The sequence below is a fragment of the Paenibacillus polymyxa M1 genome, from assembly GCF_000237325.1.
GTDB classification, from domain to species: Bacteria; Bacillota; Bacilli; order Paenibacillales; family Paenibacillaceae; genus Paenibacillus; species Paenibacillus polymyxa_C.
In genome coordinates this window covers 3,115,264-3,134,097 of sequence record NC_017542.1, presented here as the reverse complement: position 1 = coordinate 3,134,097, position 18,834 = coordinate 3,115,264, and the positions used below count along the sequence as shown (strand labels likewise).

At 46.8% G+C, this 18,834-nt stretch carries 27 protein-coding genes; 26 read left to right on the top strand and 1 reads right to left on the bottom strand.

Features of this window, described 5'->3' with window-relative positions; genetic code table 11:
- Window positions 1–5: 5 nt before the first annotated feature.
- From PPM_RS13870 to PPM_RS13790, 19 genes are all read left to right on the top strand, one after another.
- Window positions 6–200: a DUF6906 family protein gene (locus tag PPM_RS13870; RefSeq protein ID WP_043921414.1), complete on the top strand. Its 195-nt coding sequence runs from the start codon at window positions 6–8 to the stop codon at window positions 198–200.
- The gene (locus PPM_RS13865; RefSeq protein WP_014599860.1) at window positions 200–409 is read left to right on the top strand and encodes a hypothetical protein; all 210 of its coding nucleotides are present in this window, start codon (window positions 200–202) and stop codon (window positions 407–409) included. The genes PPM_RS13870 and PPM_RS13865 overlap by 1 nt, the downstream gene beginning before the upstream one ends.
- A 148-nt stretch (window positions 410–557) precedes the next feature.
- On the top strand, window positions 558–1,082 hold the full coding sequence (locus tag PPM_RS13860; protein WP_231860496.1) for a crossover junction endodeoxyribonuclease RuvC: 525 nt from the start codon (window positions 558–560) through the stop codon (window positions 1,080–1,082).
- A 2-nt stretch (window positions 1,083–1,084) separates the two neighbouring features.
- Entirely contained in the window at window positions 1,085–2,062 is a 978-nt protein-coding gene (locus PPM_RS13855) for a hypothetical protein (protein ID WP_014599858.1), read from the top strand.
- Window positions 2,063–2,092: 30 nt separating this feature from the next.
- The gene (locus PPM_RS13850; protein WP_014599857.1) at window positions 2,093–3,106 is read left to right on the top strand and encodes a sigma factor; all 1,014 of its coding nucleotides are present in this window, start codon (window positions 2,093–2,095) and stop codon (window positions 3,104–3,106) included.
- A gap of 880 nt (window positions 3,107–3,986) precedes the next feature.
- The gene (locus PPM_RS30415) at window positions 3,987–4,112 is read left to right on the top strand and encodes a hypothetical protein (RefSeq protein ID WP_269451078.1); all 126 of its coding nucleotides are present in this window, start codon (window positions 3,987–3,989) and stop codon (window positions 4,110–4,112) included.
- A gap of 101 nt (window positions 4,113–4,213) precedes the next feature.
- On the top strand, window positions 4,214–4,705 hold the full coding sequence (locus tag PPM_RS13845) for a hypothetical protein (RefSeq protein ID WP_014599856.1): 492 nt from the start codon (window positions 4,214–4,216) through the stop codon (window positions 4,703–4,705).
- A gap of 172 nt (window positions 4,706–4,877) precedes the next feature.
- Window positions 4,878–5,135, top strand: coding sequence for a hypothetical protein (locus tag PPM_RS13840; protein ID WP_043921413.1), 258 nt, complete (start codon window positions 4,878–4,880; stop codon window positions 5,133–5,135).
- A gap of 1,037 nt (window positions 5,136–6,172) precedes the next feature.
- Window positions 6,173–6,364, top strand: a complete 192-nt coding sequence (locus tag PPM_RS13835) for a hypothetical protein (protein WP_043921412.1) — start codon at window positions 6,173–6,175, stop codon at window positions 6,362–6,364.
- Window positions 6,365–6,614: 250 nt separating this feature from the next.
- A complete protein-coding gene (locus PPM_RS13830; protein ID WP_014599854.1) occupies window positions 6,615–6,878 on the top strand; it encodes a hypothetical protein in 264 nt (87 codons plus the stop codon).
- Between the two features lie 176 nt (window positions 6,879–7,054).
- Entirely contained in the window at window positions 7,055–7,189 is a 135-nt protein-coding gene (locus PPM_RS30410; RefSeq protein WP_269451077.1) for a hypothetical protein, read from the top strand.
- A gap of 2 nt (window positions 7,190–7,191) precedes the next feature.
- Window positions 7,192–7,707 carry a ParB N-terminal domain-containing protein gene (locus tag PPM_RS13825; protein WP_014599853.1) on the top strand — a complete coding sequence of 172 codons (516 nt, stop codon included), beginning with the start codon at window positions 7,192–7,194 and terminating at the stop codon, window positions 7,705–7,707.
- Complete coding sequence (locus PPM_RS13820; RefSeq protein ID WP_014599852.1) at window positions 7,700–8,335, top strand: hypothetical protein; 636 nt, start codon at window positions 7,700–7,702, stop codon at window positions 8,333–8,335. Before PPM_RS13825 ends, PPM_RS13820 begins: the two co-directional genes overlap by 8 nt.
- A gap of 106 nt (window positions 8,336–8,441) precedes the next feature.
- A complete protein-coding gene (locus PPM_RS13815) occupies window positions 8,442–8,660 on the top strand; it encodes a hypothetical protein (RefSeq protein ID WP_014599851.1) in 219 nt (72 codons plus the stop codon).
- A gap of 145 nt (window positions 8,661–8,805) precedes the next feature.
- Window positions 8,806–9,306: a hypothetical protein gene (locus tag PPM_RS13810; protein ID WP_014599850.1), complete on the top strand. Its 501-nt coding sequence runs from the start codon at window positions 8,806–8,808 to the stop codon at window positions 9,304–9,306.
- A gap of 66 nt (window positions 9,307–9,372) precedes the next feature.
- Window positions 9,373–10,257 carry a phage terminase small subunit-related protein gene (locus PPM_RS13805; protein WP_014599849.1) on the top strand — a complete coding sequence of 295 codons (885 nt, stop codon included), beginning with the start codon at window positions 9,373–9,375 and terminating at the stop codon, window positions 10,255–10,257.
- On the top strand, window positions 10,251–11,936 hold the full coding sequence (locus PPM_RS13800; RefSeq protein ID WP_014599848.1) for a DNA packaging protein Gp17: 1,686 nt from the start codon (window positions 10,251–10,253) through the stop codon (window positions 11,934–11,936). Before PPM_RS13805 ends, PPM_RS13800 begins: the two co-directional genes overlap by 7 nt.
- A gap of 3 nt (window positions 11,937–11,939) precedes the next feature.
- Window positions 11,940–13,436: a phage portal protein gene (locus tag PPM_RS13795; protein ID WP_014599847.1), complete on the top strand. Its 1,497-nt coding sequence runs from the start codon at window positions 11,940–11,942 to the stop codon at window positions 13,434–13,436.
- On the top strand, window positions 13,429–14,259 hold the full coding sequence (locus PPM_RS13790; protein ID WP_014599846.1) for a phage minor head protein: 831 nt from the start codon (window positions 13,429–13,431) through the stop codon (window positions 14,257–14,259). The genes PPM_RS13795 and PPM_RS13790 overlap by 8 nt, the downstream gene beginning before the upstream one ends.
- Here the strand turns inward: PPM_RS13790 and PPM_RS13785 are convergent.
- Window positions 14,256–14,486, bottom strand: coding sequence for a hypothetical protein (locus PPM_RS13785; protein WP_043921411.1), 231 nt, complete (start codon window positions 14,484–14,486; stop codon window positions 14,256–14,258). The genes PPM_RS13790 and PPM_RS13785 overlap by 4 nt on opposite strands.
- 138 nt (window positions 14,487–14,624) lie before the next feature.
- Here PPM_RS13785 and PPM_RS13780 point away from each other — a divergent pair, with 138 nt between their 5' ends.
- From PPM_RS13780 to PPM_RS13750, 7 genes are read left to right on the top strand one after another with little or no spacing between them, the layout of a single operon-like run.
- Entirely contained in the window at window positions 14,625–15,863 is a 1,239-nt protein-coding gene (locus tag PPM_RS13780) for an XkdF-like putative serine protease domain-containing protein (protein ID WP_014599845.1), read from the top strand.
- Between the two features lie 24 nt (window positions 15,864–15,887).
- Window positions 15,888–16,820 (top strand): P2 family phage major capsid protein, encoded by a 933-nt coding sequence (locus PPM_RS13775; RefSeq protein WP_014599844.1) that lies wholly within the window; start codon window positions 15,888–15,890, stop codon window positions 16,818–16,820.
- Window positions 16,820–17,182 carry a Rho termination factor N-terminal domain-containing protein gene (locus PPM_RS13770; RefSeq protein ID WP_043921410.1) on the top strand — a complete coding sequence of 121 codons (363 nt, stop codon included), beginning with the start codon at window positions 16,820–16,822 and terminating at the stop codon, window positions 17,180–17,182. Before PPM_RS13775 ends, PPM_RS13770 begins: the two co-directional genes overlap by 1 nt.
- Window positions 17,151–17,534: a hypothetical protein gene (locus tag PPM_RS13765; RefSeq protein WP_043921409.1), complete on the top strand. Its 384-nt coding sequence runs from the start codon at window positions 17,151–17,153 to the stop codon at window positions 17,532–17,534. The genes PPM_RS13770 and PPM_RS13765 overlap by 32 nt, the downstream gene beginning before the upstream one ends.
- Window positions 17,531–17,857 carry a hypothetical protein gene (locus tag PPM_RS13760; RefSeq protein WP_014599842.1) on the top strand — a complete coding sequence of 109 codons (327 nt, stop codon included), beginning with the start codon at window positions 17,531–17,533 and terminating at the stop codon, window positions 17,855–17,857. Before PPM_RS13765 ends, PPM_RS13760 begins: the two co-directional genes overlap by 4 nt.
- Entirely contained in the window at window positions 17,844–18,338 is a 495-nt protein-coding gene (locus PPM_RS13755) for an HK97 gp10 family phage protein (protein ID WP_014599841.1), read from the top strand. Before PPM_RS13760 ends, PPM_RS13755 begins: the two co-directional genes overlap by 14 nt.
- Window positions 18,338–18,799 carry a hypothetical protein gene (locus PPM_RS13750; RefSeq protein WP_014599840.1) on the top strand — a complete coding sequence of 154 codons (462 nt, stop codon included), beginning with the start codon at window positions 18,338–18,340 and terminating at the stop codon, window positions 18,797–18,799. Before PPM_RS13755 ends, PPM_RS13750 begins: the two co-directional genes overlap by 1 nt.
- The last annotated feature ends 35 nt before the right edge of the window (window positions 18,800–18,834 follow it).

The following is an 18,834-nucleotide window of genomic DNA, read 5'->3' as shown; positions in this document are numbered from 1 at the left end:
CGGACATGAAACAGGGGAAACGACTTACCAAAAAGCAAAAGATTGGATTGTTAAAGGCCAGACCAGGTGTGACACTGGACAACTGGCTCTCTGAACGGGAAACAGCAGATGGGGTCGTGTTGCTAAACAAATTCTCAGGGAAGCGGTGGCTCCTAAATAAGCACTATGGAGCATTGCAGCCTTACAAGGTACGGGCCTAATGCAGCCGTCATGCTGGACGCGCTGGAGCGTCTATGAGTACATGAAGCACCGTTTTGTCCGTACTGGACGAGTTCCTGATGAAGCTGAGCTGCTTGCGGAGCTGCCCAACATCGACCGGAGCGAGCTGTCTGAGGGGATGGAAGAATTTCGCCTGATTCTTGGTGACTGGCCCATCGCTGGAGGTGACAGGTCATGCAGCGCCAGATAAAGGACCCGATATATCAAACTCAGTTAAAGCAAACTGTACGAGACCGAGGCGGCAGGGTGATAGGTGAAGTATTTGTCCTTGAACACAGTATGTTGCTGGTCAAGCAGTCACGTAAGCGTAAAAAGAGGGGGAAGCAACTTTGAAGATTATGGGGATTGACCACGGCACAAATTTTGCTGGTTGGGCCACAATGCGAAATGGTAAGCCGATAGATTTTGGATTAAGGGATTATTCGTCCATTACAATGCCTGGTGTTTTGGACGCCATCTACCAGGACACATTCCGACTGATCGAGCAGGAAGAACCGGAATTGATTGTACTGGAGCGTCCAGTTCACTTTAAAAATGCCAACAGTGTACTAGCACTTGTAGGGGCATATACTTCTGTTTCCTTGGCTGCCCTGCATTTGGACAAGCCGATTGTGGGCATCCGTCCTTCGGAGCTCAAAATTCAGACAGGTAAAGGGAATGCGGATAAAGAGACAGTCGCCATGGAAATGCAGATGTTGTTCGACCTCGACTATGACGAGATCGCCATTCCTGTCCTGTACAAGAAAAACGATCCACGGGGCAAGTACAAAATCGGGGACATAAGGGAACGTCTTTTTGATCCTTCAGACGCTATCGCACTTTGCTGGGCCTATCATCAAAATTTCATTAAGGGAGTGGCTTAAAGATGAGCTATATAAATTTCAAAGGTACGGTTAAAAAGATCAATCTCAAGTCATCGGAAGAAACGGAAATTACAATCAGTATCCCAGCTTCTGAGCTGGACGGCCAATACAATACGCTTCAAAGCATGCTGGAGCTTAAAGTTATCGGAGGTTTGGATTCACAGATTGTCACGTACAAAGTTTTGAAGAATGCCAGAACGGGCAAGCCAATCACGAAATACACCGTGGATGATGGTGGTGTGGTATCTGTAGCGAAGCCGGAAGGGGAGCAGCTCTCCATGGATCTTGGGCTTCCTCCTGAGAAAGTGGAGGTTAAAGCTGATCCAGAGCAAATTGATCTCGAAGTTATTCAGGACTTTATACTTAGCGGGCTGGCGCCGCGCTTTGACGACATGCAGTATGACTTTTTGGAAATTACAGAGCGCTTGGCCGGTGGGGACACCTATCTGAAAATAGCTGCTGACATCGGTATGGGTGTAGGCGTGTTCGTGATTATGGTGGACGAATACCGGAAGCGGGTCGCGCCAATGGCTGCCAAGTGGGATGAATGGCGCAAAGGCCAAGTCAATACGGTACCGCCGGAAGATGGGGAGCCAGTAAACAACCAGCAAGAAGAACAACAAAATGACGATCAGCCGGAAGAACAAGAAGGTGCTAATACTGATTCGTCCGAGCAGACTGAAGAAAATGAATCTGAGGACAACAACAAGTCGGAGGAAGAATCAAATTCTGATACTGACACAGATTCCGAGACAACAGTCGATAAGGAGGAACTGGAAGAATACATTCTGAAATTCCGTCCTACCTTTGATGATATTCCTGTTGATTTCCCTACTTTGCTTAAACAACGTCGTATAGAAGGCAAGACGTGGATGCAGATTGCTAAAAGCATCGGCTTAACCAGTGGCCAGATCACTTCTAAATGGACGGCTTACAAGAAGATGGTTGCCAAGCAAATGAAAAACGGGGGAGCGGCGTAAGCCGCTCTTTCTCCACGAAAGTGATCGCCTATGAAAGCTTTGCAAATTCGTGACGTTAACCCCTATCTTGGCACAAAGGAAGACTTTATACGAACTGGCTTGCGTCAGGTTAAGAAGATCGCACAAAGATACAAGCCACTCTGTGTTGCTAAGGGAATCGATCTGGACGACCTCATAAGTGAAGGGACTATTGGCTTAATGCTGGCTTTTGATAGATTCGATCCGGGTGATAGGGAGGTCAAATTCGAAGCCTACGCCTCCCCGTATATAAAAGGTCATATGCTTCAATTCGTACAGAAGTCAGGCATAATCCGGTTTCCTTATGAGCCAGGGCGATTAGTTTACCAGCTTTTCGATAAGGGCTTAGAAAACGCGGATTCAGCTGCAGTTGCCGAAGCACTTCATATTAGCGAGCCAAAGGCACATAACATTTTACAGTATTCGAAGTTCAGCCGAGTTCATTCATTAAGCCAGCCTGTAGGGGTAGAGGAAGACACTCAACTCATTGATTTTATACCGTCTAATGACGATGACACTGTTATTCCCGTGGAACATTTTCTATCCCGTTTAGATTCCACAGAGAAAAGGATCGTCGAACTGTTGATTGGTGGATTCAAGATATACGAGATATCCAGACGTTTATCGATTCTGCAGGAGAAGCTTCGTGAAAAGATTGATATATTGCAAGACAAAGCAAGGAGGTATTTTGGAGGTGGGGTAGCGGTGCAAAAGGACAAATTCAACGTGACTAAACAGCAATACATGAACCTGAGAAGTAAAGGATTTTCGGATGCCATTATTGCCGAAAGGCTTGGCATGGGTCACACTGCGTTGTACAGACGAAAAGCAAGATGGGGCCTGGTTGAGAGCAGGCCCGGAAAAACTTCAAGCCCTAACAGTATATCTAACCCAGACACCATTGTTCAAGAGGATGATTCTAATAAAGACGATCAGATCCATTTCCTAAATGGCCGCATATCCAAGCTGGAGGCAGAAAACAAGTTGCTCTGGGAAATGGTCAATTTGTACAGGGAGACGGTTTAATGGGCGATATGGGAGAAGAGTTCCGCGCTTTCCGAGAGTTTCAGAAGGAGCACAAATGGACGCAATAAATCTAAATAAGCTAAGGAAGGAATGCTAAAAAAGGAACCCCTTAGGAGTCCCCTTTAATAAATTTACTTAACACCCAGAAGCCCAAGGATACATGGTACACAGTGCATCTGAACTGTTAAGTGTCAAAATAGGACCAATTGGAGACCAGCCACTCAAGTCACTGGCACTTATTACTACTAACTGAAGTCCGTGCAATGTAAGTTCGACCAATGTCACCATATTTGTGGCTGGGTTGTAGCCAACAAATAAAACAACAGACCAGGTTCCTGTGTTACCTATCATGGTTCGAAAGTAGTGACCTATAGTGCTATTTGCTGGAGTGAAAACAGATGGTGGCAGCGCATACGACGGTCCAACCTGATTTGGAATTTGTCGACCATGTTGTTGATAGAAATTATACATTTTTCATTCCCCATTTCATTGAATTACACTACAAAATATGTATATTCGCCTATGGCCATTTTGGTTCTTTAAATAGCATAAATAGTATCTGCTTCAGTTGGAGATTGTCCAAAGCGTAACAGGAAAATGAAAGTGAGTTATTTGTTATCTGAGCACAATTATTTAATGGGATATGGTGAAGAATGAAGGCCATTACGATTTTACAGCTCTAGGCTGACGCTGACCGCTATTGGTGAGAAACAATTTGAAACAAGAGGCCAGACTACAAAGTATAGCGGTGAATTGGAGATTTGTGCCGAGAAACGAGTGTTCCAAAAACGCGGGTGGTTCATGAGCTGATGAGGTTGGACGTAAAGGTCAACCTATCCAGCAAGTATGCACCAAAGAGCTACGAAAGGAGCAGCACCCTATGAGTAAGGATTATCGTCAATTATTAAAAGATTACGGCTACCCTGCTGATCTTGTGGCAGGCTGGAGCTTGGAGGATTGCGAGGCAGAATGGCAAGAATTCTGTTCGGACATCATCCCGGAGTAATACAAACAACCCCCGCATTCCTTGGCCGGGCTCGCGGGGGTCGATAACAACAAATCATTTCCTCTTGGCATTATATCATATGACAAAGGGGAATGAGGGGAATGGCGATGGTATGGGAACAAGGGGAACTTTTCGCTAAAGCATCGAAGGAAGAAATCAAACAAACCGAGTTCTACCTCGGTAAATATAAAATGATGACGTTGTTTATGTTTGACTATGAGAATTATGAACGTGAAATGGCTCAGGTAGCTATAGATGGTGAAGCTGCACGCCGGATAGATCAGACTGACCTGCACGCCGATAAAACGGCGAACGCGACCATTCTTAATGAAAAACAGAAATGGGTTTATAACCAATATTGCAAATTCACATTTATGATTAGACGGGCACACAGTCAAATTATTGATCCAGAAGCGAAGGAAGCCATCGACATTCGCTTTCTTCAAGGGTATAGCCGTAAGGAAACCATTTTGTTTATGCGTCGTGGGGTTGCTCATAGTACAGTAGATCGTCGGATCGATGACGGAATTGAGTCCATTGCAAACACGCTAAAGGTCATGGGATTCTTTGAAGAGATTCGTAGAGAATTTTGATGACAAATTGGTGTTTTTCGGGGCATTTCGGGATGTTTTGAAGACCACATGATGATTTTACCGTGGTATATTGATAGCGTGGAAATGAAGGGAACAGACAAAGGGCTGGCGAATGCGCCGGTCCTTTTTTGTTGCCCATTTTTCTAATAACCCATATTCGGAGGAATTAATCATGTCTACAAAACCACGTTTCGCATTTTTGAGTGAGGACGGAATCCTACGCTTACACGATGAGGAGCACGCTTCGCAACACGGCAAACACGTACAAACAAGCCTGACTGACGACGAGAGTGGCTACCCAGTCGTTGAGGGTCAGGGCGTTGTGTACTATGCCTTTGAGGACAAGGCTTACGTCAAAGGCAACAAGAAAGATGGTCAGCTTATTCCAACACCGTTGGTACTCAAGCAACTCGCAGCAGAGCTCCTGTAGTTTTTGAATGTGGTGGCGGAAGAGAGACGCTACAACGTAGGATGACGCCTGTATACTAAAGGCTGATAGCCTCGATGATCCTGCAAGGGGATAGAGGGACATACTGCTCAGTGCGCGCAAGGGAAAGCCCAATATGTGGCCGCGAACAAGGATAAATCCTTGCATCCCTTAGGGGCACCTGTAACGCACAGCGGTAGATCGGTAGCGGTATGCTGGTTGCGGTAAACGGTAAGTCATTTCATGCGGGGGAGAATGGCCCCCGCCCACATTATTCATGACACGTGCAGGCGGCAAGGCACCAGTTAACCAGCGGAAACATGAAACAGCCTGGTCAGAACCCTTGCGCGGTTCAATTCCGCAGCGTGTCTTTTATTAATATTGATGGGAGCGGTACTTGTGAAAAGAGCCCGAAAGCAGGAAAATGTATGTTTTCAATGACCCTAAACCGAACCCAGAGAATACAGCAATGGGCGCATCTTTTTGTGATACATGCTGGGAAACCATGAAGTCCGGTGATGAGGATAAATTGGGTGAGAGGATCGTTTGGGATGAATAAGTGTATGGAATGTAACCACAAGTTTAGAACAGCTTGTATGAAACCCGTTTACGATCAGGTATGTTTCTCAGGCAGGCGTGACCCTCGACGCTTGGTTTCTGGCTTTGAGGCCAGATGCCCAAGTTGTGGATCAGATCAAATCATCCCTTATGTCGAAATAAAGAGCTTGCAGGACAAATAGCATTGTTTCCCCTTGTTTTTTGGATTCTTTGTTATTTGGGGGGGTTGACGGCCGTTTTTAGCGATTTGTAAAATGGTCTTGTTCTTCCTCTCTAGTTACTAAGTACAATGCCTTTAGTAAAGAGCGCAGCGTTTTTACTGCGGACGGTACGGACGCCATTCTTTATAAAACGTAGTAGCAGCAGAAGATAGCGGTATTTTTTTGTGGAAACGTAATTTAAATAGCCAAAATCGTACATATATCAGCCAAAGTCGTTCCTTCACTGGATCGGCTTTTTTTGGCATTCAAAGGAGCTGTGACATGGAACAACCATTGTTGGAGAAATACGAATGCATCAGTAAAGAGTGTAGCCAATCATTCCTTGTGAACATTAAAAAATCTCAAGGCAAGGATCTGAAGTGTCCGTATTGCGAATCAACTGCTGAAGCTGTTGCCAACGAGAATCCAGATTCAGAACGTGGATTAGTACAGGGGTGTTTATATCCATGGTGAAAATCATTAGTTGGCTGATTAAAGTCACACATAGCCGAACAGAAGCACCAAGAAATAGGAGTGAACGTCGTAATGGCCCGAAAACGTAATAAGCTCCTGTCGCTACGTTCTCAACCCAAGCAGCCGAAAAAATGCAAAGGTTGTGTATGGGGAAACTGGGATGGCGTTAAACAGTTTTGTTTGCGTCCTTGTGTTAAAAAGGATAAACTTTCCTGAATGTCGAATTATGTACCGACAAGGAGGGGTTTGAATGAATGATGAAACTAATCATAGGGAGTTCGTTTTTAACAGGAATCCTTATTTAAGGGCATCCCAAGGAACGTGGATACAGAAGGATGGCGAAAAAAAACAACTTTGGCAGTTGGAAGAATCACACCTTAAGAATTGTGTTAAGCAAGTTGAGTCGGACATTAAAGAATTTGAAAAAGAGTGGGAGCCTCTAGCTACTGAGCTTGTTGGCATAGCAAAAAAGAAGCTCAGCGAACTCAGAACAGAATATATGCGGAGAATTTAGCATCCTTCGGGGTGCTTTTTCTTTTGCCTTGATATGACAATAAACAAGCTGTTTTGGCTTACATGGGCAAAAGTACAGAAGAGAGCAGAGAGAGGGCATACACACAGTCTGACAGCCTATTATCCTGCTACCCGAATAGTAAAAACCAACTCAACTCAAATAGGAGGTCATTTGATATGATTCTTGAACCGAAAGACCAAAAGGATATACGCGTCACCGATGCTGATGGAAATGAAATTTTGTTCGTAGGTGAAGTGACAATCCGCAGGCCGTTGGAGGTTGCTTACTTTAGTTGTCAGGTGGTTGATTAGTAATGGAATTCAGAGTCCTACCAATCGAACAAATCAACGCAGCAGCATATAACCCTCGCATCGATCTGCAACCGGGCGATGTTGAATATGAAAAGCTGAAAGCCAGCATCGAATCCTTTGGTTATGTAGAGCCCATTGTCTGGAACGAACGCACCGGGAACATGGTGGGCGGCCATCAACGCTATAAGATCATGGTCAATGAGCTGGGTCATGCCGAGCTGGCCGTTTCCGTCGTCAATTTGGACGATCAACAGGAACGACTGCTTAACATTGCCCTCAACAAAGTGTCGGGCCGTTGGGATGATGAAGCACTGACGCAATTACTTGTTGAATTGCAGGAGGCAGGGGAAGACATTTCCTTGTCGGGTTTCGATGAAGTGGACCTCAAACAAATGCTTGGAGAAATCGAGATACCGAACTTCGAGGCAGGGACAGCAGAAGACCAAGGTGATCTTGGCGTGCTAAGCTCACGACTGGTGACGTGTCCGCACTGCGGCATGGAGTTTGAACATGATTGATTTAAAAATTGATTGGGCAACACATGCAGCTGCAAAGTTTGCCTGTGAGAACTTCCACTACAGTCGCAGCTTGCCAGCAGGAAAGTCGGTAAAGGTCGGCGCTTGGGAAGATGGGCAATTTATTGGGGTAGTCATTTTCAGTCGAGGTGCTACGCAGAATATTGGTTCCCCGTATGGCTTGACGCAACGCGAATGCTGCGAACTGACGCGGGTTGCTTTGACCAAGCATCAATCGTTTGTATCGGAGATTCTTGCCAAAGCCCTCAGATTCCTGAAGGAGCAGTCTCCCAACGTTGAATTGATTGTGAGTTATGCCGACGTTGAACAAAATCATCATGGTGGGATCTATCAGGCTACCAATTGGATTTACGAGGGAAAGACTGATGGTGAACATTATTTCATCATCAAAGGGAAGAAGACTCATCCCAAATCGATACATTCCAAATACGGTACTGGTAGCCAACGTATTGAATGGATCAGGAACAACCTTGATGCTAATGCTGAGTTGTATTACACGGCTGGGAAGCATAAGTATCTGATGCCACTTAACAAAAAGATGCGACGTAAGATTCAAAAACTTCACAAACCGTATCCAAATAAAAAGGAGGACGCTGTAACGTCCTCCTGATCATCCAGGGTATCCCCCGGCTGAGATAGCGGCCCGCCACGCGTGGCATTTTGCAGACATCCGCTATCTCGCATTCCAGTATATAGGAAAGCCGAGGGATACGACAATGGGAACAGACAACGAACACCAAGATGCACTATTACAACGTGAGATAGAGATCGTCGAGGGAATCCTCGAATCCAAGGCGCAGTACCGGAAGATTGTCAAAGCAGGAATCGCACAGTGGGTCAAAGACCTGCAGGCTGGAAATATAAAAATGCAAACGGTCCAGGACTTGGATCGTCTGATTGAGTTGGATATAAAGCTTCAAAAGGATGAGTTGTAGAAGCACATAATAATCTTGCTAGTTGATTCATAAATATGGATTTATTAAACAACATTATGATTATATTGTAAGGAAAATTAAAAACATGGAATCTTTTAGTAGACTGAGGTGGTAGTTTAATATACAAATATAGGAGGAATAAGCTTTGAAGAAAAAACATTTTATTGCACCAGCTTTGGCACTAGGTCTAATAGGGGGAGCTATTGCTGTACCCAGTGCGATCTTTGCGGATTCGGATGCTGTAAGTACTTCCGCAAATACATCCACTACGGAGACTCAAGCTCCAGCTACTACACCCACAGGTGACCATGTCATTACTCCACAAGCTACTGATGGACAAATTGTCGATCGTCCAGTAGCTGGATTTAATGATTCTGCTGATTTTGACATTAAAGGAGGATATGGATATGTAAGACTGTACTTGAGAAATACAGGAAACACTACTATCTCTTTTACCGTAAATCAGGGAAGTGTATCTGGTGCGGAAAAGTACAGTGGAACAGTAAAACCGGGTAAAACATTCGATGAAATATTAAATTCAAGCAAGGCGTGGTCCGCAGGGAAATTTTATGTTAGTTTAAGTAGTGGTTCTGGCTCCATGTCTGGAAAGCTCGGAGTTCGGACTAGTACTAATACGAATTTTTAAATATAATTGCTGGGGAAGCGAGCCAATCAGGCTCGCTTTTTTTGTTGGGGGTGGTGATTGTGTAACATGGCGAGAGAACGGAGCCCTGAACGGGACAAAGCAAAACAGATGTGGCTGGAGAGCGGCGGAGCGATGAAGCTAAAAGACATCGCCGCCGCTCTTTCTATTCCTGAGGGAAGGGTACGCAAATGGAAGTCTATGGACCGCTGGCAGGATCAATTGAAAGGGAACGTTTTTGATTCGTCCAATGGGAACGTTCCAAATGGAACGAAAGGGAACACTCCTAATCCAAGGGGAGCGCCAAAGGGGAACAAAAATGCTGTTGGCAATCGCGGCGGTGCTCCCCCAGGTAACCAAAACGCCAAGGGGAATAGTGGTGGGCCGGGCGGTCCCTATCGCAACAAGAAGGCCCTCAAGACAGGGATGTATGAAACTATCTTTCTGGATGCCTTGGAGGAAGACGAGCAAGAGCTGTTTGATCAGATTGATACTTCTCCTTTGGCACAGCTCAACGAACAGCTTATTATGCTGTCTATCCAAGAGCGACGGCACATGCGCCGAGTCAAGCAGCTTGAAGCTGGCCTGACCGACGAGGAAAAGAAGATCAAACAGGAGCTGCACCAGCGCAAGGACAAGGTTCCTTACACTAGCCCGAAGACAGGGAAGCAGATCAATCTGTCTGTTGAAACCGAAGGTATGAAGGTCACGGAAATTACGACCGTCACTACTTCCAAGCTGGATAAGATTTTGAAACAGGAAGAAGCATTGGTCAAAACCCGTGATAAAAAGCTTCGGGTTATTAACCTTATTGCCAGCTTGCAGCAGGAGGAAGAAAAGCTGGAGATTGCTCGCGAACGGCTGGAGCTGGAGAAACGTAAGTTGTTAGGCTATGGCGGCGCGGAAGGGGATGAAGACGACGAAGACGATGAGGAAGATGACGACGAATGGTAATTACTCTTGCTAAGGAGCATCGAAAAAGAGCTAAGCGGCGGCTAAGGGATCGGCCTGAAAAACTGGATGAACTGAAAGAGATTTTATCCGACTTCGAGCGATTTTGTTGGCGCTTTTTGAAGATCAAGACGAAGAGCGGCCGCATTATGCCGCTGACGCTCAATGATGCTCAACGGACATTTGTCCGTGAAGTATTTAGGCAGATCGAAGCTGGCAAGCCTGTCCGGATTATCATCCTTAAAGCCCGGCAGATGGGTTTTTCCACTGTCACGGAAGCACTTATCTATTATTTCACGTCCTTGCAAGAGGCCAAGAATGCCTTTATCGTCGCGCAGTCTTCTGATGCTTCTAGCAACCTTTATGATATGTTCCAGTTCTATTATGAAAAGGTGCCGGCAATCATCAAGCCAATGAGCCGAAAGAACAATGCTAAGAAACTCACCTTTGAAAATCCAACGATTCGGACAGCGGACCGCCGGAAGAATCCTGGCTTGAAATCGAAGATCACTGTACAGACTGCGGAAAGTCGGGTGCTTGCCCGTTCGGACACGATCCATTACCTGCATGCTTCAGAGGTGGCGTTCTGGCCAGCCAAGAAGAAAAAGAAGCATCTATTGTCCCTGCTGGCAGCTCTGTCCAAAGAGCCGGGCAGTTTGGGTGTGATCGAATCTACCGCCAATGGCATGGAAGAGTTCAAAAAAATGTGGGATGCAGCCGTTAAGGGCGAGAGTGATTTTACTCCGCTCTTTTTTGCGTGGTTCGAAATGCCTGACTATCGCAAGCCAGTTCCGCCAGGCTTTGAGTTAACCGAAGAAGAAAGGGAGCTGCAAGCAAAATATGGTCTGGACGATGAACAATTGCAGTGGCGGCGGTATACCATTCGGAACGACTGCGGCGGCGATCCGCGGCAGTTTGACCAGGAGTATCCTTCTGAGCCCGACGATGCCTTTCTGTTATCTGGTGAAGGCATCTTTGATAACAAATTTATCAAACAATTGCGGGATGGAATCAGTGCTATTGGTAGCCGACACGAAATTGATTTTGTTAAAAACAAGATCATCCCGGCGCCTTCTGGCGAGCTGGTTATGTATCGACAGCCAGAACAAGGTAAACGGTACGTGTTGGCTGCCGATACAGCCAAGGGTAAGGAAGACGGTGACTATGATGCTGCTTACGTCATTGAGGAGCGCACAGGGGAAATGTGCGCAGCTCTGCATGGCAAATGGGACACCGACTTGTATGGCAAGAAGCTGAACACGCTGGGACTGTATTACAATACCGCCCTGCTGGCCGTAGAGAATAACAATACTGGTGAATCGGTGCTGAATACACTCTTTAATACTTGCCACTATCCGCTGTTGTTCATGCACAAGAAGAGTTTAGGCTGGAATACCAACCAGGCGACCCGACCAGTCATGATTAGCGACTTCAAGGAAGCGATTCGGGACCAGCTCTATGATATCTACTGCCCCGAACTGTACAGCGAGTGCATGACGTTAATAGACAAGAATGGCAGAGCTGAGGCAGACAGTGGGTGCCATGACGATAGAATTCTTGCGTACTCCATTGCCTTGCAGGTGCGACAAGTAGCTGATAAATGGTTTGAATGGTTCAATAAGAAACAGCAAAAACGGGCTGAGTCCCGTGATGATTATAACGAGGGAGTGGGGTGGATCTAAACAATGAGTGAGGGAAATGCACAGTGGTTTCAGATCAGCAAGGCGGACGACGAACGGCATATACCTTCCAGCGCTCAATTGCCGGATTTGTTTGACGATCTGTACGATCTTCATGGTCTATTATCCTTCGCACTCGGCAATGACCCTGCTTCCTGCAAGCTGTTGGTCAAAAACTCAAATATCATACCTCAGTGCATTGAGGCGTACAAGCGTAATATAGCCGGTTATGGCATTGCCCTAGAGTATTTGCCGGGCGAGAGTGATCAAACAGCCAAGGCCGAGTGGGATAAGGCAGAGAAGTTCCTTGAGACCTGTAATCTGGAGGATACCCCGGACGAAATCATAAGCCAGTTGATTGACGATTTGGAAAGTACGGGGATGGCTCATGTCGAGGTAGCTTGGCCTGTAGGTTCTGAGTTTCCGACCATTTTCCGAATGAACCCGAAATATGTCCGCTGTACGAAGGAAAGCAACAAGGCGACTATCAAACGCAAGCGGCGAATCAGCTCTACAAAAAAAGTAGAGGAATTTTCACAGGAGATTTACGCACGACGCTATGCTATGAAGCGAAATACATCTGTCGTGTGGTTCCGACTGTTTGGGACGGAGGCAGATGAAGGTAAAGAGGAAAATCAGATCATCCCGCTTCGCATCGGCCATGACGGTCCCTACGGGGAGCCGCGCTGGTTTGGCAATGCGCCTGGTGTAGTCGGCAGCCGGGAAGCTGAGGAATTGAATGTGAATTACTTCAGCAACGGACGTATGTTGTCTATGCTCCTAACCGTTACGAATGGCCGCCTGACAAAGCAATCAATGGAGCTGCTTAAAAAGGTGAAAGGTTCCGATTCTCAAGGCGGTATTCTCTATCTGGAGGCAAAAGGGGAAGAGACCGGCGGCCCGATGGACGAAAAGGTTGAAAAAGTGCAGATCAAGTTGGACAAGCTCAATGACCTGTTACAACAAGACGCGCTCTTTCTGGAGTATGGCAAGGAAAAGAAGACTGATATCTTGTCTGCCTTCCGGTTGCCGCCGATCTTGGTTGGTCAAAGCTCGGATTACAATAGGGCGACCGCCGACGCTGCGTTACGGTTTGCAGAGGAACAGGTTTTTGAGCCATACCGCAAGTGGATTATGGCAGAGATATTTAATAAACGCCTGTTCCCGGCTATGGACATTTTCCGAGTGCGTGCCGTGTTGAGAGGGCCGAAGATTATAGACCCTGCGGATCGCAAGGCTATGCTGGACTTTATCGCAGACCGTGGGATTATGTTGGTTCGGGATCTGATTCCGATTGCTGAAGACGTCCTTGGTACGACTATCGACGAAACCAAGTTCAGCGAGGAATACCTTGATACACCTATTGCCCAACTCGCAGCCAGTCAGCCAGCACTGCTTGAGCCAGAGCCTGACACAGACACAGACGACATGCAGAATCGTATCGCTACGATTGCCAAACGCTTGTTAAAACAGGCTGACAAGGAGGCCGCTTTGCATGTGTGAGTCCTGTTGGGCGCTGATTGCCAAAGCTGACGATGACGAATTTCTTGATAGTCTTGAGCTGAGCTATGTTGAGCGTAAGGTACTTGAGGAATTGTACAAGCAGGGTGAGGACAAGATCATTGAGATTTTGGAGTTACAGGGGCAAGCCCTTCATGATGCCATTTCGGAACTAAGCGAGGATGCCTTGGGTGATATCGGGGAGCTGGGTAAGGTGCTTATTGCCTTGCATACCACGGATGTATTCGCGGAGCTGTTTGAGCAGGCTGTGCAGGAAGCCTTCGAGCCATTATTTCACTTGGCCGGTGAAACGGAACTGGTGGCACTGGACAAAGAAAAGGTCTGGAGCACCAGCAACAAGGCTGCTGGCCGTTTCGCGAAGAAGCTCAAGAAGCTGGTTCCCGACATGAACAAAGCATCTACGGATGTGTTGCTGCGCAGCTTCGGCAAAGCCATTGAGGAAGGGGCTACACCTTCGGAACGAGCTTTGTTGGTGCAAGAGGTCAGCGCACAGGCTGCCAGCGGGGAAGATGGTCCATTTAGTATGCAGCGTGCGCAGCGGGTATCACGTACCATGAGCACCGCAGCGGCCAATGGCGGCAAGCTGGAAGGCTGGAAGAAATCCAAAATTGCTAAGGGGAAGAAATGGCGCGCTGCTGGCGGTACACGTACCCGTAAGAGCCATCGCAAGGCCAATGGTCAGGTGGTCCCGCTCGATGAGCCATTTAAAGTGGGGGACAGCAAACTGATGTATCCCGGTGATCCGTCTGGTGAAGCGAAGGAAATTGTAAACTGCCGCTGCACTATGCAGTTAGTGTTAGATTAGTCCTTAAACCCGTACACTGATTGAAAAATTTTATATAGCTGGTATGCAATATTTTCATCAAAAAGTAGTGTTTGTTTTGTACCATTGGTTTTACATTTGTCAGAACCATATGTGATTAGGTTGATCAGATTTTCACCTTTAACAGTTTGTATGGTGTATTCAGCATCTACTGGATCGTGTCTGTTGATATGCTTGCTAACTGCTTTTAGGTTTCTTATTCTTGCCATGATAAAGCAACTCCTTTGTAGTTTTGTCCCATCATATCAGAAAAAAATGTAATCATTCATGAGAATTTAATAGTTATAGATGATCACTAACTACGGATGCTTATGACCGATTACATATGAGGGGAGGTGAAAGAGAATATGACCTTTAAATTGAAAGATGCAAAGATTACACATATTTCGCTGGTTGATAAAGGAGCCAACGGTGTTCCCTTTGCAATCATCAAAGCTGCCGGGAAAAATGCCATCCAGAAGCAAGTACAGATTGCGAAGTTTGACGATGCCAAGAAGGTTGTAATCGGTGTGGTATATCAGCCGGACGTGGCTGACGCTCATGGGGATCAGATGGATGCGGAAGAAATTGAGAAGGCCGCTCATCTCTTCATGGAAAAACAGCATACCTACAACATCGACAAGCAGCATGACCTGGATACGGACAAAGGCTATGTAGTCGAATCCTATATTGCTCCTTGTGACATGGAGATCGGTGAACAAACTATTATTAAAGGCTCCTGGGTGGCCGGGGTAAAGGTAACGGATGACGACACTTGGGACGATATTCAGAAAGGCGAGATTACTGGCTTCTCTATGTGGGGTGTTGGTAAACGGGAAGAGATCAAGGAAGACGGGGAGGTATCCAAGGGGCTCTTGAGTAAAATCGTTAAAGCGCTCGGCGCAATGGGATTGATTGAGAAAGGCGCAGTCGCTGACAAATACAATAAGAACCGTAAGAACCGCGAATTTTGGGCTGCTCAGGATGCCTTGAATGCGGTTCTTTTTCGTTGGGATAGTTGGGAGAGCGGCATGGAGAGCGACCCTGAATTAATCCGTGAAGCCCTTCAGGACTTTGTGGACATCGCTCAGGAAGTGCTCGTTCAAGAGGATATTGTAAAGGCAATCGGAAGCCCACCTGAACAGATTGCTAAAGCAGGGAAAAAGATTTCTGCCGGCAACCTGAAGCACATTGATGATGCCATTGCTGCATTGACCGAATTAAAAACAAAAACTGCTCCTGCTGAAGAAGCGGAGCCCAAGGAGGAAGACGATTTGAACGCTGAAGATATTGCAAAGGCTGTACAGGCTGCCGTGGCTCCAATCGCCAAGCAGGTAGAAGCCCTGTCGACGCAAGTTACTGAATTAAAGAAACAAGAAGGGGCAGAACCTGAGCAGCCAGCGGGAACAGAACCACCTGCTGAACCGCAAGCAAACGCGCTGACTGATGCGATTACTAAGGCGTTGGCACCGCTGACTGAGCAAGTTCAAGCGTTGGCTACTGACGTACAAGTTGTAAAGAACAGCCGTGGTGGTTCCGCTCAAGGTGGTACCGTAGACGAAATTCAAAAATCTACTGGCGACGTAAGCTTCGGCGGCCTGCTTTAATACCAAGAAGGGAGACAAGCAAATATGAGAACAAACGGACAAATCATCAAATCCACCATAACGAGCACGTTGGATCAAACCGCTCTGAGTTACCAACAGGTGGACAAGTTTACTGAAATGGCTTATGAGTCTACGGAGTTTCTAAAGGGGATTCGTACGATTAATAAGCTCAGCTCTAAAGGTACAATTGACAAAATCGGTGTGACTGGCCGTAACCTGCGCAGCAAAAAAGAAAATATTATGGCTGACAATACGCCTACCCCAACATTACCGCAAGTTCCGTATGCTGTAGAGCCAGTTGTTTTGCCATTCGAAATCACCGAGGAATTTATCCGTCAAACCGCTCGTGTGCGTGGTCAGAACGGTGAGGATATTATTATGGCAGCCATGACCAAAAACTATGGTGAAAATATGCAGGATATTGGGTTTAACGGAGATACTGCTACGCCGAATACTGACCCGGATTATGCTTTCCTAAGTATGAATAACGGTTGGTTGAAACATGCGAAGACCAAAGGCAATTACATTGACTGGACGACGTTGAAAGACCCTCAGAAAAAGGGTGTATTGTTTGAACTGGAACGTGCGATTCCAACCCGTCTGCGTACTGGTGGTGTATTCAAGTATTTTATGCACCCGAATACCTTTTCTAAGCGACTTCAGGCTTTGGCTGAGAAGGACACCAGTGCATCCATTCAATTGCAAATCATGGGCGGAGTGAAGAAAGTAAACAGCTATGAGGTTGAGGAAGTAGCTCATATGCCAGAGGGAGCTATCATCTTTACGTATCAACAGAACTTTGTCTTGGTTAATACGTACGATATGCAGATACGTAAAACTACCGAGGGCAGAGAGGCCATCTATGCAGACAAGCGTTTCTACGCTATCCATTCCGATTACGACTCTATCTTCGAAGAGCCGGGAGCGGTGGCATACGTCGAAGGGGTGGAATTTTAATGGCCTATATCACATATCGAGGAGAAAACACCTCTTTGATGCTTTACGGCATCCGCTTCCCGGCCAAGGTCCCGGTGCTGGTTGATAGTGAATCTGTGGTTAAAAATTTTCGTGAACGCTCGGATTTTGATATCAAGGAAGAAAAGGTTATTCCGCTGGAAGACCTGACCCTCGTCCAGCTAAAAGATAAGGCTAAGGCTGCCGGGATTAAGGGATTTAGCAACATGAATACACAGGATCTGATCACCGTTTTGCGTGGTGGTGGTAAGCCTTCCGATGATACGCCACCTGCGGGTGATCCGTCGAAAACGGAAGGGGCTGACGGTAAAAGTGCTGACGCCAACAATCCTCCAACAGCGTAGCCGGGTAACCCCGATCCAAGAGGCACCGGCTGAGCTGCTACAGCAATACATTGATGACGCGCAAGTACGTATTGAACTGTATCTGCCAATTCCCTTCCCGACCGAACCTGATAAGCAGATTATGCTAGCTTGGACCAAGCTGGCTGAGGGGTTGGCACTACAGGACAGCGAGGAATATCTTGCATCCGTGGCGCGTAATTATGCATCCGAGAGCGATGGTGCTTGGACGTACACTCGGCAGGCCGTGGAGGGCAAAACAACTGGTAATGCTGATGTGGACGCTATCCTGTTTCTTTGGGTGAAAAAACAGACTGGACCGGATGATGGTAACATCACCGCATACGTGCTATGAACCACCGTTTTAAAACACCATTGGCCGTGTATCGTGTTGGTCAAAAACGAGATGATGACGACCTGTTCGACGATCGGAAATCCGGTAAGATAACTGACGTAAAATGCTTTGTCGTGACAACTACGACGGAAGCCAAAGCGGATGCTAAGCCAGTAATATATATCGTCAAAAAGACGGTAGGAGTGCCGCTGGCAGCCGACATTAAGCTGAGTGACGAAGTGGTATTGCTAGGCCGTCGATACCTCGTGATTGACTCCATTCCGCGTCGTTACTGGCGTGAGCTGCTTGTAACATGTGAGGTGAAGGGAAATGACCGTGCATGATTTTGATGGACTGGCCCGGCGATTCCGTAGGATAGCTGATGAAGGGATGGAACGTATTTTACGTAACATCGCGGAGGCAGCCGGGGAAACGTTGCTCAACCTGATCATTGATGAAATCGACCGACAGGATCTGATCGACACCGGGGCCATGTGGCAGTCCTTTTCCCGTGGTGATGATAACAACGTATGGGAATGGGATGTAGACCGTAACGCGATCACGCTGGAGCTTGGTTCCAACCTGCCTTATGCACAATTGGTCAATGATGGTTACACCATTGAGAAGAAACATTTTGTGCCGGGTTACTGGAATGGTGGCGGCTCATTTGTCTATGATCCGTCTGCCAAGACTGGGTTTATGGCAAAGCCGCGCAGCTTCATCGGCAGGCATTATTTTGATATTGCTGTGGAGCACCTTGAGGGAGGGATGAACCAACTCATCATGCGGCGGTTAGAGGTTGAGCTTGAAAGGATGTTGCGGTGATGATGGATGTTGGTTTAAAAGCCTGGGCCGAAATTGTGCGACGAGTGTATCCTGAGCTCTCTATCTTGCGAGATCGGTCTAAATGGTTGGCTGGTGATTTTAAACTGCCTGCCGTGTTTATCGAGACGGATCTTGTATCGGACAAGGTTCATACGCCGCGAGCTGATCGGATCATTGAAGATGTGGGGCTGGTATTCCACTATGACAAGGAACGAGCGGACGAACAGGACGAGGGGGAACCTATACCGCTTGATCTTGACACGTTTTTCCTCTACTTACGGCAGCAGCGGTTCAACGTTGCTTCCAAGCGTTTTGGGATTGTGCTGGTTATCGAGCCGCCACGCACCCGTTCGGAAAAGGATCGGATCGAAATCACCTTCCGGTACTCTTACCTACTCAGGGTAGAGAAACAGCCAGTAGAAAAGATCAATGATTTTTATATAGAGACTTCAACAACTTGATCAGAGTGCTAGTCTTACCCAACCGAAACAAATCA

Bases quoted from the DNA above. Each gene is read 5' to 3' on its own strand.
- PPM_RS13830 (WP_014599854.1), top strand. From the start codon at position 6,615: ATGAATGATGAAACTAATCATAGGGAGTTCGTTTTTAACAGGAATCCT.
- PPM_RS30410 (WP_269451077.1), top strand. From the start codon at position 7,055: ATGATTCTTGAACCGAAAGACCAAAAGGATATACGCGTCACCGATGCT.
- PPM_RS13805 (WP_014599849.1), top strand. From the start codon at position 9,373: ATGGCGAGAGAACGGAGCCCTGAACGGGACAAAGCAAAACAGATGTGG.
- PPM_RS13750 (WP_014599840.1), top strand. From the start codon at position 18,338: ATGATGGATGTTGGTTTAAAAGCCTGGGCCGAAATTGTGCGACGAGTG.
- PPM_RS13780 (WP_014599845.1), top strand. From the start codon at position 14,625: ATGACCTTTAAATTGAAAGATGCAAAGATTACACATATTTCGCTGGTT.
- PPM_RS13860 (WP_231860496.1), top strand. From the start codon at position 558: ATGGGGATTGACCACGGCACAAATTTTGCTGGTTGGGCCACAATGCGA.
- PPM_RS13855 (WP_014599858.1), top strand. From the start codon at position 1,085: ATGAGCTATATAAATTTCAAAGGTACGGTTAAAAAGATCAATCTCAAG.
- PPM_RS13785 (WP_043921411.1), bottom strand. From the start codon at position 14,486: ATGGCAAGAATAAGAAACCTAAAAGCAGTTAGCAAGCATATCAACAGA.
- PPM_RS13840 (WP_043921413.1), top strand. From the start codon at position 4,878: ATGTCTACAAAACCACGTTTCGCATTTTTGAGTGAGGACGGAATCCTA.
- PPM_RS13870 (WP_043921414.1), top strand. From the start codon at position 6: ATGAAACAGGGGAAACGACTTACCAAAAAGCAAAAGATTGGATTGTTA.
- PPM_RS13795 (WP_014599847.1), top strand. From the start codon at position 11,940: ATGAGTGAGGGAAATGCACAGTGGTTTCAGATCAGCAAGGCGGACGAC.
- PPM_RS13775 (WP_014599844.1), top strand. From the start codon at position 15,888: ATGAGAACAAACGGACAAATCATCAAATCCACCATAACGAGCACGTTG.
- PPM_RS13760 (WP_014599842.1), top strand. From the start codon at position 17,531: ATGAACCACCGTTTTAAAACACCATTGGCCGTGTATCGTGTTGGTCAA.
- PPM_RS13820 (WP_014599852.1), top strand. From the start codon at position 7,700: ATGATTGATTTAAAAATTGATTGGGCAACACATGCAGCTGCAAAGTTT.
- PPM_RS30415 (WP_269451078.1), top strand. From the start codon at position 3,987: ATGAGTAAGGATTATCGTCAATTATTAAAAGATTACGGCTACCCTGCT.
- PPM_RS13815 (WP_014599851.1), top strand. From the start codon at position 8,442: ATGGGAACAGACAACGAACACCAAGATGCACTATTACAACGTGAGATA.
- PPM_RS13755 (WP_014599841.1), top strand. From the start codon at position 17,844: ATGACCGTGCATGATTTTGATGGACTGGCCCGGCGATTCCGTAGGATA.
- PPM_RS13835 (WP_043921412.1), top strand. From the start codon at position 6,173: ATGGAACAACCATTGTTGGAGAAATACGAATGCATCAGTAAAGAGTGT.
- PPM_RS13800 (WP_014599848.1), top strand. From the start codon at position 10,251: ATGGTAATTACTCTTGCTAAGGAGCATCGAAAAAGAGCTAAGCGGCGG.
- PPM_RS13850 (WP_014599857.1), top strand. From the start codon at position 2,093: ATGAAAGCTTTGCAAATTCGTGACGTTAACCCCTATCTTGGCACAAAG.
- PPM_RS13770 (WP_043921410.1), top strand. From the start codon at position 16,820: ATGGCCTATATCACATATCGAGGAGAAAACACCTCTTTGATGCTTTAC.
- PPM_RS13845 (WP_014599856.1), top strand. From the start codon at position 4,214: ATGGCGATGGTATGGGAACAAGGGGAACTTTTCGCTAAAGCATCGAAG.
- PPM_RS13865 (WP_014599860.1), top strand. From the start codon at position 200: ATGCAGCCGTCATGCTGGACGCGCTGGAGCGTCTATGAGTACATGAAG.
- PPM_RS13790 (WP_014599846.1), top strand. From the start codon at position 13,429: ATGTGTGAGTCCTGTTGGGCGCTGATTGCCAAAGCTGACGATGACGAA.
- PPM_RS13825 (WP_014599853.1), top strand. From the start codon at position 7,192: ATGGAATTCAGAGTCCTACCAATCGAACAAATCAACGCAGCAGCATAT.